General features: G+C 74.4%; 15 protein-coding genes. 3 read left to right on the top strand and 12 right to left on the bottom strand.

Annotation, left to right across the window (positions count from 1 at the left end):
• The 8 genes from mnhG to DQ241_RS18240 form a co-directional block, all read right to left on the bottom strand.
• Positions 1 to 453 (bottom strand): monovalent cation/H(+) antiporter subunit G, encoded by a 453-nt coding sequence (mnhG, locus tag DQ241_RS18275; RefSeq protein ID WP_113831628.1) that lies wholly within the window; start codon positions 451 to 453, stop codon positions 1 to 3.
• Complete coding sequence (locus DQ241_RS18270; protein WP_233492542.1) at positions 450 to 776, bottom strand: monovalent cation/H+ antiporter complex subunit F; 327 nt, start codon at positions 774 to 776, stop codon at positions 450 to 452. Before DQ241_RS18270 ends, mnhG begins: the two co-directional genes overlap by 4 nt.
• Positions 773 to 1,375, bottom strand: a complete 603-nt coding sequence (locus DQ241_RS18265) for a Na+/H+ antiporter subunit E (protein ID WP_113831627.1) — start codon at positions 1,373 to 1,375, stop codon at positions 773 to 775. Before DQ241_RS18265 ends, DQ241_RS18270 begins: the two co-directional genes overlap by 4 nt.
• Positions 1,372 to 3,156: a Na+/H+ antiporter subunit D gene (locus tag DQ241_RS18260; protein WP_199584715.1), complete on the bottom strand. Its 1,785-nt coding sequence runs from the start codon at positions 3,154 to 3,156 to the stop codon at positions 1,372 to 1,374. Before DQ241_RS18260 ends, DQ241_RS18265 begins: the two co-directional genes overlap by 4 nt.
• Positions 3,153 to 3,683: a Na(+)/H(+) antiporter subunit C gene (locus DQ241_RS18255; RefSeq protein ID WP_113831626.1), complete on the bottom strand. Its 531-nt coding sequence runs from the start codon at positions 3,681 to 3,683 to the stop codon at positions 3,153 to 3,155. The genes DQ241_RS18260 and DQ241_RS18255 overlap by 4 nt, the downstream gene beginning before the upstream one ends.
• Positions 3,680 to 6,556, bottom strand: a complete 2,877-nt coding sequence (locus DQ241_RS18250; protein ID WP_113831625.1) for a Na+/H+ antiporter subunit A — start codon at positions 6,554 to 6,556, stop codon at positions 3,680 to 3,682. The genes DQ241_RS18255 and DQ241_RS18250 overlap by 4 nt, the downstream gene beginning before the upstream one ends.
• A gap of 88 nt (positions 6,557 to 6,644) precedes the next feature.
• A complete protein-coding gene (locus tag DQ241_RS18245; RefSeq protein ID WP_113831624.1) occupies positions 6,645 to 7,304 on the bottom strand; it encodes a response regulator transcription factor in 660 nt (219 codons plus the stop codon).
• Entirely contained in the window at positions 7,301 to 8,467 is a 1,167-nt protein-coding gene (locus DQ241_RS18240; protein ID WP_147252406.1) for a sensor histidine kinase, read from the bottom strand. The genes DQ241_RS18245 and DQ241_RS18240 overlap by 4 nt, the downstream gene beginning before the upstream one ends.
• 147 nt (positions 8,468 to 8,614) lie before the next feature.
• Between DQ241_RS18240 and DQ241_RS18235 the strand changes: the two genes are divergently transcribed.
• Positions 8,615 to 9,322, top strand: a complete 708-nt coding sequence (locus DQ241_RS18235) for a hypothetical protein (protein ID WP_113831622.1) — start codon at positions 8,615 to 8,617, stop codon at positions 9,320 to 9,322.
• Positions 9,323 to 9,430: 108 nt separating this feature from the next.
• On the opposite strand, the gene DQ241_RS18230 is transcribed toward DQ241_RS18235, so the two are convergent.
• The 4 genes from DQ241_RS18230 to DQ241_RS18215 are packed head-to-tail and all read right to left on the bottom strand — an operon-like array spanning position 9,431 to position 14,720.
• Positions 9,431 to 11,242, bottom strand: a complete 1,812-nt coding sequence (locus tag DQ241_RS18230; protein ID WP_113831621.1) for an ABC-F family ATP-binding cassette domain-containing protein — start codon at positions 11,240 to 11,242, stop codon at positions 9,431 to 9,433.
• Between the two features lie 45 nt (positions 11,243 to 11,287).
• Positions 11,288 to 12,184, bottom strand: a complete 897-nt coding sequence (locus DQ241_RS18225; RefSeq protein WP_199584714.1) for a transglutaminase family protein — start codon at positions 12,182 to 12,184, stop codon at positions 11,288 to 11,290.
• Positions 12,181 to 13,131, bottom strand: a complete 951-nt coding sequence (locus tag DQ241_RS18220) for an alpha-E domain-containing protein (protein ID WP_113831620.1) — start codon at positions 13,129 to 13,131, stop codon at positions 12,181 to 12,183. The genes DQ241_RS18225 and DQ241_RS18220 overlap by 4 nt, the downstream gene beginning before the upstream one ends.
• A complete protein-coding gene (locus tag DQ241_RS18215) occupies positions 13,125 to 14,720 on the bottom strand; it encodes a circularly permuted type 2 ATP-grasp protein (RefSeq protein WP_113831619.1) in 1,596 nt (531 codons plus the stop codon). Before DQ241_RS18215 ends, DQ241_RS18220 begins: the two co-directional genes overlap by 7 nt.
• A 205-nt stretch (positions 14,721 to 14,925) precedes the next feature.
• On the opposite strand from DQ241_RS18215, the gene DQ241_RS18210 reads away from it, so the two are divergent.
• Together DQ241_RS18210 and DQ241_RS18205 are read left to right on the top strand one after the other, a co-directional pair.
• The gene (locus tag DQ241_RS18210) at positions 14,926 to 15,930 is read left to right on the top strand and encodes a pirin family protein (RefSeq protein WP_113831618.1); all 1,005 of its coding nucleotides are present in this window, start codon (positions 14,926 to 14,928) and stop codon (positions 15,928 to 15,930) included.
• Positions 15,931 to 15,939: 9 nt separating this feature from the next.
• Complete coding sequence (locus DQ241_RS18205) at positions 15,940 to 16,908, top strand: pirin family protein (protein ID WP_113831617.1); 969 nt, start codon at positions 15,940 to 15,942, stop codon at positions 16,906 to 16,908.
• Positions 16,909 to 16,910 lie beyond the last annotated feature (2 nt).

Genomic DNA, 16,910 nt, shown 5'->3' with positions numbered 1-16,910 from the left:
TCAGCCCGCGCCGTCCTCCGCCTGCTCCTCGCGCCGGCTCTCCGCCAGCGCCCGGCCGGGCTCCTCCGGTGGCGCATCGGCCGGTTCGTCGCCGCGGTACACCCGGTCGGAGCGCTCCCCCGTGTGCAGCTCGTCCACCAGCAGCCGGTCGCGGCGGACGTGCCGCCTGCGGTAGGCGACCCGGCTGATCATGTGCGCGCTCACCGGAGCGGTGAGCATCTGGAAGACCGCGACCAGGAGCAGCATCCAGGTCGCCGACCAGCCCTGCAGCCGGATGGCGCCGCCGACCATGATCAGCAGCACGCCGAGCACCTGGGGCTTGGTGCCGGCGTGCATCCGCGCGAGCACGTCGGGGAACCGCACCAGCCCCAGCCCGGCGGTCAGGCACAGCAGCGCCCCGAGCAGCACCAGGACGATCGCGATGCCGTCCGCCACGCCGTCGATGCCGCTCACCGCGACTCCCCCGTCTCCCCGGCCGGCGGTTCGGCGTCCGGGCTCTCCGTGCCGAGGTGGGAGTGGATGAGCATCCCGCCGATGTACCGGGCCACCGACACCGAGCCGACGAACGCCAGCAGCGACACGACGACGAGCACCGGCACGACCGTCGGATCGCGCTGCAGCGCCGCGTGCACCGCCAGGCCGGCGGCGATGATCACCAGCAGGGTGTCCGTGGCGACCACCCGGTCGAGGAGCGAGGGCCCCAGCGCGAGCCGCACCAGGGTCAGCAGCGCACCGGAACCGAGCAGCAGGTAGGCCGCCCAGGAGACCGCGGTCACGGCGTCCGCCGCCGTTCGCCGAGGTCGCGCGCCGACGCGCCGGCGGACAGGGCGGCCACCTCGTCCGGCGACCCGAACGCGCGCACCACCCGCTCCTCCACCGTGAGCACCGAGGCGCGCTGGCGCTCGAGGTCCTGCTCGTCCTCGGCGTGCAGGATGTGCATGGCCAGCGTCCGGTTCTCCCGGTCCATGTCGATCACCATGGACCCGGGCACGAGGGTCACCGCCTCCGAGATGATGGTCAGCAGCAGGTCGGAGTCCGTGCGCAGCTGGACCCGGATGATCGCGCTCCGGTCGATCCCGCGGGGCCGCAGGGTCTGCCAGGCCACCTGCGCACCCGAGCTCACCAGGTCCACGAGGAAGGCGCCGGCGAACGCCAGGACCTGCAGCGGGCGCACCGTGAGCCCGCCCACCACCGGCGGCAGCGGGAGCAGCAGCGTGACCGCCAGCGCGACGACGACGCCCGACAGCAGGTTCGCCCAGGACCACGTGCCCCAGAGCAGGTTCCAGACGAGGACCAGCCACAGCAGCAGCGGCAGCTGGTGCCGGAGCTGGTGGCCGACCGCGGCGGCGCCGCCCCCGGGCGCCTGGCCGGTCACGGTGCCTCCTCGCCGAAGACCGCCTGCACGTAGGGCGTGCGGTCGCGCAGGTCGTCCGCGGCGCGATCGGCCACCGCGTACAACGGGCCCGCGAGCGCGGTGAGCGCGACGGTCACGGTAACCATCGCCGTCGTCGACGCGAGCATCACCCGCGGCAACGGCCGGTCCGGCCGGACCGCATCCGGGCCGTCCCCGAGCCCGTCGGTGGCCGGGGTGGTGGCGGTGGCCACGGCGGCGTGGCGTTCCCACGCCTCCCGGCGGGCGAGGGCCCGCGTGCCGGCGCGCCCCTGGGCGGGACCGGCGCCGACCGGTTCCCCGGTGGCGTCGTCGTTCGGACCGGGTCCGTCCGCCTGCGGCTCGCCGGGGTGCGACGACGGCGGCTGGGGCAGCGGCTCGGCGTTCAGCTCCGGTCCGGCGTCGTCGGCGGCCGCGGCGTTCGTGTCGCCGGCCGGCGCATCGGCCGGCGGCCGCCAGAAGGCCCGGCTCCACACACGCGAGATCGCGACCAGCGTGAGCAGGCTCGTCAGCGCACCTCCGGCGACGAGCACCACCGGCAGCCACCCGCCGTCGGCCACACCCGCCTCCAGCAGCCCCAGCTTGCCGATGAACCCGGACAGGGGCGGGATCCCGGCCAGGTTCATCGCCGGGACGAAGAACAGCACCGCCAGCAGCGGGGACGCCTTGGCGAGCCCGCCGAGCCGGTCGACCGCCGTGGAGCCGCCCTGCCGCTCGACCAGCCCGGCGACGAGGAACAGAGTCGTCTGGATGGCGATGTGGTGGACGACGTAGAAGATGGCGCCGGCCAGCCCCGCCGTGCTGGCCAGGGCGATGCCGAACACCATGTAGCCGATGTGGCTGACCAGCGTGAAGGACAGGATGCGGCGGATGTCGGTCTGCGCCACCGCGCCCAGGATGCCGATGACCATGGTCGCCAGCGCCGCCCACATGAGCACCGTGTCCAGGCTGCCGCCGGGGAACAGCAGCGTCTGGGTGCGGATGATCGCGTACACGCCGACCTTGGTGAGCAACCCGGCGAACACCGCGGTGACCGGCGCGGGTGCCGTCGGGTAGCTGTCGGGCAGCCAGGCCGACAGCGGGAAGACCGCGGCCTTGATCGAGAAGGCGATGAGCAGCAGCGCGTGGATGAGCAGCTGGGTGCCCTCGGGCAGCTCCGCGAGGCGGCCGGCGAGCTGCGCCATGTTCACCGTGCCGGTCGAGGCGTAGACCAGCGCGATCGCGGCCAGGAACAGCAGCGAGCTGAGCAGGCTCACCACGATGTAGGTGACGCCCGCGCGGATGCGGGGGGCCGAGCCGCCCAGGGTCAGCAGGACGTAGCTGGCGGTCAGCAGGATCTCGAAGCCGACGTAGAGGTTGAACAGGTCGCCGGCCAGGAACGCGTTGGCGACGCCGGCCATGAGCACCAGGAACGTCGGGTGGAAGATCGACAGCGGCGTCTCCTCGTCGCCGTCGGCGGCACCCTGGCCGACGGCGAACACGAGCACGCCGAGGCCCACCGTGGCCGCGACCACCAGCATCAGCGCGGACAGCCGGTCGACGACGAGCACGACCCCCAGCGGGACGTCCCACCCGCCGAGCGACACCGCCACCGCACCCTGCTCGTCGGCGAGGAAGAGCAGCGCGACCGCGACGGCCAGCACCGTGCTGAGCACCGCGATGCTCAGCGACCGCTGCACCCGCGGGTGTCGGCCGCCGACCAGCAGGGCGGCCGCCGCCCCCAGCAGCGGCAGCAGCACCGGCAGCGGCGTCAGGACGCTGATCACGAGCGGCTCCGCCGCGTGGGCGGCAGGTCGACGTCGTCGGACGGGATGCCCGCGTAGTGCCGCGCGAGCAGCTCCTCCACGTCGTCCCCCTCCCCGTGCAGGCTGTCGGCGTGCCCGGCCGGCCGGTCCTCGGGGGCCAGGTCGTCGGGGTCGATCTCGTCGGCGTCCATGCCGGAGCGCGACGCCACGCGGCGGTCCTCCTCGTCGATGCCGACGACCTCCTGCCGCACCAGCCGCCACGAGCGGTAGATGAGCGCGAGCAGGAAGGCGGCGATGCCGAACGTGATGACGATGGCGGTGAGGATCAGCGCCTGCGGCAGCGGATCGCTCATCTCCTCCGGCTCGGCGTAGCCGAGGATCGGCGCCAGCCCGGACGGACCGCCCGCCGAGAGCAGCAGCAGGTTCGTGGCGTTGCCCAGCAGGAGGAAGCCCAGCAGCACCCGCGTCAGGCTGCGGTCGAGCAGCAGGTAGACACCCGCGGCGTAGAGGCCGGCGGTGATCACCGGCAGGACGACGGTGGGGGTCATCGCACGATCACCTCGTCGGGGGCCACGTCGATCGGGTCGTCCTCGTCGAGCTGGCGGTCGAGCTCGGCGCCCAGGCTGCGCAGCACGTCCAGGACCAGGCCGACCACGATCAGGTACACCCCCATGTCGAAGAACAGCGACGTCACCAGCTTCACGTCGCCGAGCACGGGCAGCGTCGTCTCGAGGATGGCCGTCTGGAGCGCGTCGGCGCCCAGCGCCAGCCCGACCGCGCCGGTGCCCCCGGCGAAGAGCAGGCCGGCGCCCAGCAGCAGCCCCGGGTCCACCGGTGCGGCCTCGCCCAGCTCGTAGCGCCCACCGGCCAGGTAGCGCAGCACCAGCGCCAGGCCGGCGACCAGCCCGCCGGCGAACCCGCCGCCGGGCTCGTTGTGGCCGCTGAAGAGCAGGTAGATCGAGAAGACGACGATGGTGTGGAACAGGATCCGGGTGATCACCTCGAGCACCACCGAGCGGCGCTCGGGGGCCAGCGCCGCGGTGGCGGCCAGCCACCGCCGCCGGGGGGCGCGCCGTGACCTCCGGGCGTCCCGGGCCATCCGCACCGGGTCCAGCCGCTCCACCGAGCCGGTCCGCCGGCGCAGGAACACCAGGCTGGCGACACCGGTGGCGGCCACGACGAGCAGCGAGATCTCGCCCAGGGTGTCCCAGGCGCGGATGTCGACCAGGGTCACGTTGACGACGTTCTGCCCGCCGCCGAACTCGTAGGCCTCGTCCGGGAAGTCGACCGACACCGGGGTGGCGGTCCGCGCGCTCAGCGTGACCGCACCGACGGCACCCATGAACAGCCCCACGCCGACGGCGATGGCACCGCGGACCGCGCGCTCGCGCGGACGGTGCCGCTCGGTGATGTCCTTCGGCAGCTTGCGCAGGACCAGGACGAAGACGACGAGGGTCAGGGTCTCGACGAGGAACTGGGTGAGCGCCAGGTCGGGCGCGCCCTGGAGCGCGAAGAGCACGGCGAGGCCGTAGCCGGTGACCCCCACGACCAGGACCGCCGACAGCCGCTGCCGGATGCGCAGCGCGAGCACCGCGGCGATCAGCACGACCGCGCCGACGAGGGCCTGGATCGGGGTGTCCCAGGCACGCCACTCGTCGGGCCACGGCGCACGGAACAGCAGCACCGACCCCGGCAGGGCGAGCACGACGACGAGGATCGTGCCCAGGTAGGCGGGCAGCGAGCCGCGCTGCGTGGTGCCGGTGACCAGCACCGCGAACCGGTCCAGCGCCTGCATCACGTTCCAGTAGCCCTCGTCGGCCGACGCCCCGACGGCGACGCGCCGCTGGAACCGGCCGATCGGCGCGCGCAGGGCGAACAGCGCGTACCCGCCGAGCAGGGTGACCGCCGACAGCGCCAGCGCGGGCTGCAGGCCGTGCCACAGCGCGAGGTGCTCGGCCTCGGGGGCGATGAGCGGCAGGTCCTCGGCGTAGGCGGACACCAGCGGGTCCAGCACCGGGCTGGCCGGGCCGGCGACGAGGCTCGCCAGGGCCAGCACCGCCGGCGCGGCCAGGAACAGCGGACCGGGCGGGTGCGCCAGCTCGGTCTCCGCGCAGTCGGGCTTGCGGGCGAAGGCGCCCCACAGGAAGCGGACGGTGTAGGCGGCGGTGAGCACCGAGCCCAGCACCAGCCCGGCGAGCTCGAAGGCCGCGGCGGTCCGGTCGGGCAGCCCGCCCTCCCACAGCGCGGTGAACGCCGCCTCCTTGCCGACGAACCCGATCATCGGCGGCACGCCGGCCATCGAGGCCCCGGCGAGCGTGGCGACCACCGCCAGCACCGGCAGCCGCCGGCCGAGGCCGGACAGGGCCCGCAGGTCGCGGGTGCCGGTGGCGTGGTCGACGACGCCGACGGAGAGGAACAGGGTGGACTTGAACAGCGCGTGCGCCACGACCATCGCCAGGCCCGCGGCGGCCAGCTCGTAGCTGCCACCGCCGACCAGGACCACCAGGAAGCCGAGCTGGCTGACGGTGCCGAAGGCGAGCAGCAGCTTCAGGTCGTTCTGCCGCAGCGCCCGGTAGCCGCCGACCAGCATGGTCGCCAACCCGAGCCCGAGCACGACCGGCCGCCAGCCGGGGACGTCGGCGAAGCCGGGGGCGAGGCGGGCGACCAGGTAGATGCCGGCCTTCACCATGGCCGCCGCGTGCAGGTAGGCGCTGACCGGCGTGGGCGCCTCCATCGCGGCGGGCAGCCAGAAGTGGAACGGGACCATGGCCGACTTGGTGATCGCGCCGACCAGCACCAGCACGGTGCCCGCGACCAGGAACGGCCCGTCGCCGGGGTTCGCGACGACCTCGGACAGCAGGTAGCTGCCGCTGGTCTCGCCCAGCATGATCAGGCCGACCAGCATCGCCAGCCCACCGGCGGTGGTGAGGATCAGCGCCTGGCCGGCCGCGCGGCGCGCCGCCAGCCGCGCGCCCGACCCGCCGATCAGCAGGTAGGAGAAGACGGTGGTCAGCTCCCAGAACACGTAGAGCAGGAGCAGGTCGTCGGCCAGGACCAGACCGAGCATGGAGCCGGCGAAGGCGGTCATCGTCCCGGCGAACCGGCCGGAGCCCTCGTCGTCGGGCTCGAAGTAGCGGGCGCAGTAGAGCAGCACCAGCGCACCGACGCCGGTGACCAGCGCGGCGAGGGTGAGCGACAGGGCGTCCAGCCGCAGCGCGACGTCGAGGTCCAGGGCCGGCACCCACGGCGTCGTCTCGACGACCTCGCCGCCGTCGGACACGGCCCCCGCCTGCGCCACCACCCAGGCGAAGCCGGCGGCCGGCACCAGCGCCAGCACCAGGAACGCCTGCCGCCCCCACCAGCGCACGAGCAGCGGCGCGACCGTCGCGGCGACGAGGTGGAGAAGCAGGAGTTCGAGCACGGGTCTCCGGGGAGTCAGGGGGCTTCTCGGACACCACTGACGTCGGTCGACAGCCGGCGGTGAGCCCCACCTTACCGGCCACCTTCAACTACCCGCCCGGCGTGACCAGCCCGCTCTCGTAGGCGAAGGCGACCGCCTGGACCCGGTCACGGAGCGCCAGTTTGAGCAGCACGCGGCTGACGTGGGTCTTGACCGTCGCCTCGCCGAGGTAGAGCCGGGCGGCGATCTCGGCGTTGGACAGGCCCGCCGCGACCAGCGCGAGGACGTCGGTCTCCCGGTCGGTCAGCTGCGCCAGCGCGCCGGCCCGCGCCGGATCGGGGGCCGGCGCGGCGGCGAAGGACTCGATCACCCGCAGGGTCACCGCCGGGTCGAGCAGCCCCTGGCCCGCGGCGACGGTGCGGACGGCGGCGACGAGGTCCTCCGGCGGGGCCACCTTGAGCAGGAACCCGCTCACCCCGGCCCGGAGCGCGGCGGCGACGTACTCGTCCTCGTCGAACGTGGTGAGGACGACGACGCGCGTGGGCAGGTCGGCGGCGAGGATCCGCCGCGCCGCCTCCAGCCCGTCCACCCCCGGCATCCGGACGTCGAGCAGCACGACGTCGGGGCGCAGCCGGGTGACGGTGCGGACCCCGTCGGCGCCGTCGGCCGCCTCCCCCACCACCTCGATGTCGGGCTCGGCGGCGAGCACCATGCGCAGCCCGGTGCGCACCATCGCCTGGTCGTCGACGAGCACCACCCGGATCGTCACGCCGGCACCGCCGCGGGCACCGGGAACTCCGCCCGCACCCGGTAGCCGCCACCGCGCACCGGGCCCACCTCGAGCCTGCCGCCGGCGACCGCCACCCGCTCCCGCATGTGCAGCTGCCCGTGCCCGCCGACCCCGGTGCCGGTGGTGCGCTGCGCCGGCACCCGAGGCCGGCCGTCGTCGCAGACGGTGACCGCGACCCGGTCCCCGCTCCACGCGACCTCCACCCGGGTGGCCGCGGCACCGGCGTGCCGGACCACGTTGGACAGCGCCTCCTGGACCACCCGCACCGCGCTGACGTCCACCAGCTGGGGCAGCGTGGCCGGCTCCCCGGTGACGACCAGCTCGATCGGCATGCCGCCGGCGCGCAGCTCGTCGAGCAGGGTGTCCAGCCGGGACAGCGAGGGCTGCGGCGCGGGGTCCCCGACGGACTCCTCCCGCAGGATGCCGACGACCCGGCGCATCTCGTCGACCGCCTCGCGACCGAGCCGCTCGAGGCCGAGCAGCACGTCCTGGGCCTCGGGGTGGTCGGGCAGCAGCCGGCGCAGGCCGCCCATCTGCAGCACCATGACGCTCACCGAGTGGGCGACGGAGTCGTGCACCTCCCGGGCGATCCGCGACCGCTCGGCGACGGCGGCCGCGGCGGCGACCGCCTCCTGCTGCTGGGCCAGCCGCCCGGCCAGCACCTGCAGCTCGCGCGACCGGGCCTGCACCTGCCGGACCAGCGCGCCCACGCCCCACGCGGCGGCGGCGACCAGCAGGTAGAAGACGCCCTCCCACGGCGAGGGGATGAAGGCGAAGCCCGAGCCCACGACCACCAGCGCCGCGACGGCGGCGACCATCGCCCCGCGCCGGGCCGGCAGCACCGCGGCGGCGTGACCCACGAGGACGCCCATGCCGATCAGCTGGGCGCCGCCGGGCCCGGGGGTGTCCAGCGCGTAGTTGCCGAGCACGGAGAGGGAACCCGCGAGCGCGGCCACCGCCGGCCACCGCGGGCTGAGCGCCAGCAGCACGCCCACGGCGACCCCCGGCAGCGCGGTGGCCATGCCGTAGTCGAAGACGGTGTCGGTCGCGGTCTCGACGACGGACATGCCGCCCAGCACCAGACCGACGGCGGCCCAGATCAGGCGGCTGCGACCGGTGGACGAGACGGGCCAGCGGGGCATGGCGAGCACGCTAGGGGCCGCGTGGCCCCCCGGGCATCCCTCTCGCGACGGACGCCGGGCTCCTCCCGCCTCCCCCGCGCGGCGGACGGCGATCGGTCCCGGGCGGCGGACGCCGAGGGGGTCCCGCCGTTCCTAGCTTCTCCGGCCATGACGACCGAACTCCGCACCCCGCCCGTCCCCCCGGCCGCCGACGCGGCCCCGACCCCCCGCAGCGCCGGCGCCCGGCTGCTGCCGATCGCCGGCGGCGCCCTGATCGCCGGCTCGCTGCTCTACGTCGCGGGCATGGCGACCTCCCCGCCGCAGGACTCCATGGCCAACGCCGACTACATCGCCGCACTCGCCCGCGACGAGGGCCGCACGGCGCTGTCGGCGCTGCTGCTGCACTACGGCAACCTGGTCATGGCGCTGGCCTGGCTCGCGGCTCCGGCGCTGGTCCGCGGCCGGCGCGGCGGCGCGACCACGATCACCGGCGCGCTGCTCTCGGCCGTCGGCCTGGTCAGCGTGACCGGCATGGTGCTGTACGACTTCTGGACCGGCGCGATCGGCCGGCACCTGGAGCCGGGCGCCGCACTGGCGCTGTTCGAGGACGTCTCCGGCTCCCCCGCCGTGGCCGTCGTCGGCACGCTGACCCTGCTCGGCCTGCTCGGCCCGCTCGTGGTCCTCGCCGGCCTGGCTCGCGCCGGCGTCACCAGCTGGTGGCTGTTCGCGCCGGCCGTCGCCGCCCTGGTCGCCTCGGCCTCGATGGCGTTCGCCCCGCTGCCGTTCGCCGCGTTCGCCCTGGTCGGCGCCGTCCCGACCGTGGTCGTCGGGCTCCGGATGATCCAGCGCTCCCGCGCCGAGGCCGCCCTCGCCTGACCGCGTGGCGGCCGGAACGATCAGGTCTCCTGATCACGAAGGGTCCTGGCTCACCGTCGGTGGTGAGCCAGGACCCTTCACGGTGAGCCAGGAGCGGCCGGGCCGGCGTCAGCCCTCGGCGACCTCCGCGGCGGCCAGCCACTCCTCCTCGACCTGCTCCTTCTCCGCCCGCAGCGCCCGCAGCCGGGCGTCGAGCTCGGCGGCCCGGGCGTAGTCGACGGCGGCGGCCGCGAGCTCCTCGTGCAGCTTCTTCTCGTCCGCGTCCAGCTTGAGCATCCGCCGCTCCAGCTTGGCCGCCTCCTTCTTCGCCGCGCGGGCGTCGGCCGCCGACGGCCCCGAGCGGGCCGGTGCCGACGCGGTCCCGGAGCCGCCGCCCGCCGCCGTGGTCAGCGGCGCACCGCCGGCGGCGCGGCGGGCCAGGTACTCGTCCACCCCGCCGGGCAGCTCGGCCAGCGAGCCGTCGCCCAGCAGCGCGACCACCTTGTCGCAGACCCGGTCGACGAAGTAGCGGTCGTGGCTGACCACCAGCACCGTGCCGGGGAAGCTGTCGAGCAGGTCCTCGAGCGCGGTGAGCGTGTCGATGTCCAGGTCGTTCGTCGGCTCGTCGAGCACCAGCACGTTCGGCTCGGCCATGAGCAGCCGCAGCAGCTGCAGCCGCCGCCGCTCGCCGCCGGAGAGGTCGCCGACCGGCGTCCACTGGCGGTTGGCGGCGAAGCCGAACCGCTCGGCCAGCGACGACGCGGAGATCTCCTGGTTGCCGATCCGGGCGATGCGGGCGACGTCCTGCACCGCCTCGACCACGCGCAGCGAGCCGGGCAGCTCGGTGACGTGCTGGGAGAGGTAGGCCGGCGCCACGGTCTGCCCGACCACCACCCGGCCGGAGTCCGGCTGCGTCTCGCCCACGAGGAGCTTGAGCAGCGAGGTCTTGCCCGCGCCGTTGACGCCGACGATGCCGATCCGGTCGCCCGGGCCGACGTGCCAGGTCAGGTCACTGAACAGGGTGCGGGGGCCGTCGTCGGTGGGGACGGCGTAGTCGACGTCCTCGACGTCGTAGACGGTCTTGCCGAGCCGCCGGGCGGCGAAGCCCTTCAGCGCCATCGAGTCGCGCGCGGGCGGCTCGTCGGCGATCAGGGCCTGGGCCGCCTCGATGCGGAACTTCGGCTTGCTGGTGCGGGCCGGCGGGCCGCGGCGCAGCCAGGCCAGCTCCTTGCGGACCAGGTTCAGCCGGCGCTCCTCGGTGACCGAGGCGATCCGCGCCCGCTCGGCCCGGGCCAGGGTGTACGCCGAGTAGCCACCCTCGTAGGAGTGCACGTTCCCGTCGGCGACCTCCCACGTGGTGGTGCAGACCTCGTCGAGGAACCACCGGTCGTGGGTGACGACCACCAGCCCGCCGGCGCGGCCGCGCACGTACTCGGCCAGCCAGGCGACGCCCTCGACGTCGAGGTGGTTGGTCGGCTCGTCCAGGACCAGCAGGTCCAGCGGCCGGATCAGCTGCGCGGCCAGCGCCACCCGGCGGCGCTCGCCACCGGACATCGGCGCGACCGGGGCGTCCAGGCCCATCCGGTCCAGCTCCAGCCCGGCGAGCACGCTGCGGACCGCGGGGTCGGCGGCCCACTCGTGCTCGGCGGCGAACATCGACTCCGGGAGGACGACGTCGCGCACCGTCGTCCCCGCCGGCAGGGTGCCGAGCTGGTCGAGCACCCCCATCGCCAGGTCGCCGCGGCGGGTGACCCGCCCGGAGTCGGGCTCGTCGGCACCGGTCAGCAGCGACAGCAGCGTCGACTTGCCCCCGCCGTTGCGGCCGACGACGCCGATCCGCTCGCCGGCGGCGAGGCCGAGGGAGACGTCGTCGAGGACGACCGTCGTGCCGAAGGCCTTGTGCACCCGTTCGAAGTTGACCAGGTTCAGGGGTGCGCTCATCGCCGACCAGTATCCGCCGTCCCGCTTTCCCGCGATAAAGCAGGATCAGGCGAGGCGGGTGACCTCCACGGTCACGGCGTGCCCCTCGCTGGACGGCCCGCTGAACAGCCCCTTGAACGGCGGCACGTCGCCGTAGTCGCGGCCCCGGCCGAGCGTGACGTGCCGGGTGCCGATCTCGACGGAGTTGGTCGGGTCGAAGCCGTTCCAGCCGCCGTCCCACCACTCCACCCAGGCGTGGCTCTCGCCGGTCACCGCGGCGCCGATCGCGGCGTCCGGCTTCGGGTGCAGGTAGCCGGACACGTAGCGGGCCGGCAGCCCGAGGGCACGCAGCAGACCCACGGTGACGTGCGAGATGTCCTGGCAGACGCCCTTGCCCGACCGCCACGCCTGCATGGCGTTGGTCTTCACGTTCGTCGAGCCCGACAGGTACTCCATGGAGTCGCGCACGAAGCGGCACACCAGCGGGCCCGCCTCGTGCGGGTGCGCGCCGCCGACGAAGTCCCGGACCGCGGCGACGACGTCCTCGTCGACGGCGGTGAGCGCCGTGGGCGCCAGCAGCTCGCCGAACTGGTCGCGCACCTCGCGGGACCCCAGCGCCGCCCAGCCGAGCCGGTCGTGGTTGAGCAGGTCCGGGCCGGCCTCGACGATCGAGGTGCCGGTGACCACCAGCTCCGCGTGCGGGGTGTGCAGGTCGAAGGCGGTGACCGTGGAGCCCCAGTAGTCGCGGTAGGCGTAGGCGCTGGCCGCGGGCTCGATCTCCACGCGGGAGCGCAGCGTCGTCTGGCGGGTGCTGCTCTCCGGGGTCAGCCGCGCCTCGTTGTACGACGAGCGGACCGGGCCGCTGTAGGAGAACCGGGTGCGGTGCACGACCTGCAGCCGCCACCGGGAACCCGGCGACCGCACCGGCGACGTCGTCTGGACCTGCCCCTGCGTCGGGCTCACCCTGCCTCCTCCGGCACCCACACCTGCGGCGCCTGCTCGGTGAAGAACCGGTGCGTCACGGCTGCGCTCGCCGCCGAGCAGGTGCGCTGCAGCTCCTCCAGCCGGGCGGGCAGCTGGGCCAGCAGCTCCGGGGTGCTCATGAACTCGAGCATCGTGCGGGCCCGGCCGACGATGCGGTGCGCCTCGCCGGCCACGCCGATCCGGATCGCGTCGCGGACCGGCGAGCGCTCCAGCTCGGCCAGGCACGCCTCGGCCTGCTCCAGCGAGGCGAACACCGAGCGCGGGAAGAGCCGGTCCAGCAGCAGGAACTCGGCGGCCCGGCTGGAGTCGACGACGCCGCGGTAGGTGCGCAGGTAGGGCTCGTAGGCGCCGGTCGAGCGGAGCACCAGGGTCCACGACGGCGCGGCGTCGCCGGCCAGCACCCGGGTGGAGAGCATCCGCGAGGTCATGTCCACCCGCTCCAGCGAGCGGCCCAGGATGAGGAACAGCCAGCTCTCGTCGCGGCTCATCGTGGCGTCGGCCAGCCCGAACACCATCGCCGAGCGCTCGCGGACGAACCGGAACAGCGAGTGCGGGCCGTACCGGCGGGCCATCGTGCGCTGCTGCGGGAGCGCGTTGTGGGTGACGTTGAGCGACTCCCAGATCTCCGCGCTGAGCACCTCGCGGGCCCCCCGGGCGTTCTCCCGGGCGGCCGAGAGCGCCCCGACGATCGAGCTGGGGCTGGACCGGTCGAAGGCCAGGGTGGCCAGCACCCGCTCGGTGTCGGCCTCGTCGTCGGGGACCGGCGTGCCCATGAGCGCGAGCAGGTTGGCGCAGGCGCGGCGCTCGTCGATCCACGGGTCCTCGACCAGCCGCTGGGTGTGCACGTCGAGGATGCGCGAGGTGTCGTCGGCCCGCTCGACGTAGCGGCCGATCCAGAAGAGCGACTCCGCGATCCGGCTCAGCATGCGGCGTCCTTCCCTTGCTGCTGCTGCTGCTGGGACTGGGCCAGCGCGTTGTCGTTGAGGGGGCCCGGGTCCTGCGCCGGCGGTTCCTCGGGGAGGTCCGCGGCGGTGAACTCGATCGTGGTGAGGTCCGGCTCGGGCGGGACGTCGGCGCTCTGCCGCGGCCGGCTGAGCACCCAGGTGTCCTTGGAGCCGCCGCCCTGGCTGGAGTTGACCACCAGCTCCCCTTCGGGCAGCGCCACCCGGGTCAGCCCGCCCGGCAGCACCCACACCTTGTCGCCGTCGTTGACCGCGAACGGGCGCAGGTCCACGTGCCGCGGGGCGATCCGGCCGCCGACCAGGGTCGGGCAGGTGGACAGCCCGATCGGCTTCTGCGCGATCCAGTCCCGCGGCCGGGCGGCCACCTTCACCGCCAGCTCCTCCAGCGTCTTCTCGTCGGCCCGCGGGCCGATGACGATGCCCTTGCCGCCCGAGCCGTCGACCGGCTTGAGCACCAGCTGGTCCAGCGCGCCGAGCACCCACTGCACGGTGTCCTCGTCGTCCAGCCGGTGGGTCTCGGCGTTCTGCAGCACCGGCTCCTCGTTGAGGTAGTACCGGATCAGGTCGGGGACCCAGGTGTAGAGCAGCTTGTCGTCGGCGACCCCGTTGCCCACCGCGTTGGCGATCGTCACCCGCCCGGCGCGCGCGGCGTTGAGGACGCCCGCGCAGCCGATCACCGAGTCGGGCCGGAAGTGCACCGGGTCGAGGAACTCGTCGTCGATCCGCCGGTAGATGACGTCGACGCGGCGCTGGCCGTCCGTCGTCCGCATGCTCACCTGGTTGCCGGCGCAGACCAGGTCGCGGCCCTCGACCAGCTCGACGCCCATCTGGCGGGCCAGCAGCGCGTGCTCGAAGTAGGCGGAGTTGTAGACGCCCGGGGTGAGGACGACGACGGTCGGGTCGGCGACGTTCGGTGGCGCGGCGGCCTTGAGCGCGGCCAGCAGCCGGGTCGGGTAGTCGTCGACCGGCTGGATGCGGTGGTCGGCGAACAGCTCGGGCAGCACCTGGCTCATCGCCGCCCGGTTGGTGATCACGTAGCTCACGCCGGACGGGGAGCGGAGGTTGTCCTCGAGCACCCGGAAGTCGCCGGCCTCGTCGCGCACCAGGTCGATGCCGGCCACGTGCACCCGCACGCCGTTGGGCGGGACCAGCCCGTGCGCCTGGCGGTGGAAGTGCGCGCTGGTGGTGACGACGCTGCGCGGGACGACGCGGTCGGTGAACACCTGGCCGGCGCCGTAGACGTCGGCCAGGAACGCCTCCAGCGCGTGCACCCGCTGGGCGACGCCGCGTTCGATGACGTCCCACTCGTCGGCGCCGATCACCCGCGGCACGATGTCGAGCGGGAACGGCTGCTCCTCACCGGCGTGCGCGAAGGTGACGCCGGCGTCGCGGTAGGTCTGGCTCAGCAGGTCGGCGCGCGCGGCCAGCTCCTCGCCGTCGATCGGTTGCAGCGAGGCGAACAGCCCGGCGTAGGCGGGGCGTGCTTCCCCGGCCGCGCCGAACATCTCGTCCCACTGCCCACCCAGGGGGTAGCCGTCGAAGAGGTCCGCCATGAGCCGAACCTAGATCGGCAGTGTTGCGCGCGCGTGTCGAAGCCGCAGGTCCGGGGACCGCGGCCGCCTCCCTTCCCCGCGAGATCTGCGCAGTCGGGCCTTTCCGCGGGCAGGACGCCACGAGTGCGCAGATCTCGGGGGAAGACAACGGCGGCCGGCGCCGTTACGGTGGCCACTAGTTGAGACCTCAACCAAGGAGGCTGCCATGCCTGCCGTGACCGTCGAGGACACCACCACCCTGCCGCGCGTCCCGCTCCCGCAGCCGCGCACGGTCCGTCGCCGGACCCGGACGGTCACCACGGCACCCTCGGGCTTCGAGGGCGAGGGCTTCCCGGTCCGCCGGGCCTTCGCCGGCGTCGACCTCCGCGCCCTCGACCCGTTCATCCACATGGACCAGATGGGCGAGGTCGAGTACGCGCCGGGCGAGCCCAAGGGCACCTCGTGGCACCCGCATCGGGGCTTCGAGACGGTCACCTACATCATCGACGGCACCTTCGAGCACGCCGACTCCCACGGTGGCGGCGGCACGATCAGCAACGGCGACACCCAGTGGATGACCGCCGGCGGCGGCGTCCTGCACATCGAGCGGCCGCCCGAGCACCTGGTGGTCAGCGGCGGCCTGTTCCACGGCCTGCAGCTGTGGGTGAACCTGCCCCGCGCGCAGAAGTGGGTGGAACCCCGGTACCAGGACCTGCGGGCCCACGAGTCGGTGCTGCTGGCGAGCGCGGACGCCGGCGCCCTGCTCCGGGTCATCGCCGGCGACGTCGCCGGGCACACGGGCCCGGGCTCCACCTACACGCCGATGGCCATGGTGCACGCCACCGTCTCCCCCGGCGCGACCCTCGACCTGCCCTGGCGACCGGACTTCAACGCCCTCGTCTACGTGCTCTCCGGGGCCGGCTCCGTGGGCATCGACGGCGCACCGGTCCGCACCGGGCAGCTCGCCGTCCTCGGCCCGGGCGACACGGTGACGATCCACGGCGCCGTGCACCAGGAGTCGCGGACGCCGGCGCTGGACGTGGTGGTCCTCGGCGGGCTGCCGATCCGCGAGCCGATCGCGATGTACGGGCCGTTCGTGATGAACACCCGGCAGGAGGTCATGGAGGCCTTCACCGACTTCCAGGCCGGCCGCCTGGGCGCGATCCCGGCGAGCTACGGCCGACGTGTTCCGCACGACGACGTCCGGGGCGAGACTGGCCAGGACGACTAGGGGGATCCGATGAGCAACCTCGATCGCCGTCCGGCCGCCCGCGAGATGGGCGGCCTCGAGGTGACCGCCGCAGGCCCTGCGCTGGACCTCCTCCCCGGCAAGGAGGTGCTGCTCGGCGAGAGCACCTCCGTGCGCCGGCTGCTGCCGACGCTGGGCCGGCGGATGGTCGGCGCGTGGGCGTTCGTCGACCACTACGGCCCCGACGACGTCACCTCCTCCCCCGGCATGCAGGTGGCGCCGCACCCGCACACCGGGCTGCAGACCGTGTCCTGGCTGCTCCAGGGCGAGGTGCACCACCGCGACTCGGTCGGCAGCGACGTCACCTTCGGCCCCGGCCAGCTGGCGCTGATGACCGCCGGGCACGGCATCGCGCACTCCGAGCAGTCCCCGGCCGTGCACCCGCGGTTCCTGCACGGCGCCCAGCTGTGGGTGGCGCTCCCCGACGCGCACCGCGAGGTGGCCCCGCACTTCGAGCACCACGCGACGCTGCCGGGCTTCACCTCCGACGGCCTGACCACGACGGTGCTCATGGGCTCCTTCGGCGGGGCGACCTCGCCGGGCACCGCCTACTCCCCGCTCGTCGGCGTCGACCTGCGGCTGGCCGCGGGAGCCGACGTCGAGGTGCCGCTGGAGCCGGACTTCGAGCACGCGGTGCTGGCCGCCGGCGGGTCGGCGACGGTCGAGGGGGCGCCGCTGGCCCACGGCTCGATGGTCTACCTCGGCACCGGACGGCGGACGGTGCGGCTGCGCGCGGACGAGCCGGCGACGCTGCTCCTGCTCGGCGGCGAGCCGTTCGAGGAGCAGCTGGTCATGTGGTGGAACTTCGTCGGGCGAACCGGTGAGGAGATCTCCCGGTACGCGGAGCAGTGGAACGCCGAGGACGAGCGCTTCGGCACCGTGGTCGGCTTCGACGGCGACCGGCTCGAGGCCCCGCCGCTGCCGGCCATCCCGCTCAAGGCCCGCGGCCGGGTGCGGTGAGC

The organism is Blastococcus sp. TF02A-30, from assembly GCF_003319185.1.
Lineage (GTDB): Bacteria > Actinomycetota > Actinomycetes > Mycobacteriales > Geodermatophilaceae > Blastococcus.
This window is presented reverse-complemented; position numbering and strand designations above follow the sequence as displayed.

Bases quoted from the DNA above. Each gene is read 5' to 3' on its own strand.
- DQ241_RS18255 (WP_113831626.1), bottom strand. From the start codon at position 3,683: ATGACCCCCACCGTCGTCCTGCCGGTGATCACCGCCGGCCTCTACGCC.
- DQ241_RS18205 (WP_113831617.1), top strand. From the start codon at position 15,940: ATGAGCAACCTCGATCGCCGTCCGGCCGCCCGCGAGATGGGCGGCCTC.
- DQ241_RS18235 (WP_113831622.1), top strand. From the start codon at position 8,615: ATGACGACCGAACTCCGCACCCCGCCCGTCCCCCCGGCCGCCGACGCG.
- DQ241_RS18240 (WP_147252406.1), bottom strand. From the start codon at position 8,467: ATGCCCCGCTGGCCCGTCTCGTCCACCGGTCGCAGCCGCCTGATCTGG.
- DQ241_RS18230 (WP_113831621.1), bottom strand. From the start codon at position 11,242: ATGAGCGCACCCCTGAACCTGGTCAACTTCGAACGGGTGCACAAGGCC.
- DQ241_RS18215 (WP_113831619.1), bottom strand. From the start codon at position 14,720: ATGGCGGACCTCTTCGACGGCTACCCCCTGGGTGGGCAGTGGGACGAG.
- DQ241_RS18210 (WP_113831618.1), top strand. From the start codon at position 14,926: ATGCCTGCCGTGACCGTCGAGGACACCACCACCCTGCCGCGCGTCCCG.
- DQ241_RS18220 (WP_113831620.1), bottom strand. From the start codon at position 13,131: ATGCTGAGCCGGATCGCGGAGTCGCTCTTCTGGATCGGCCGCTACGTC.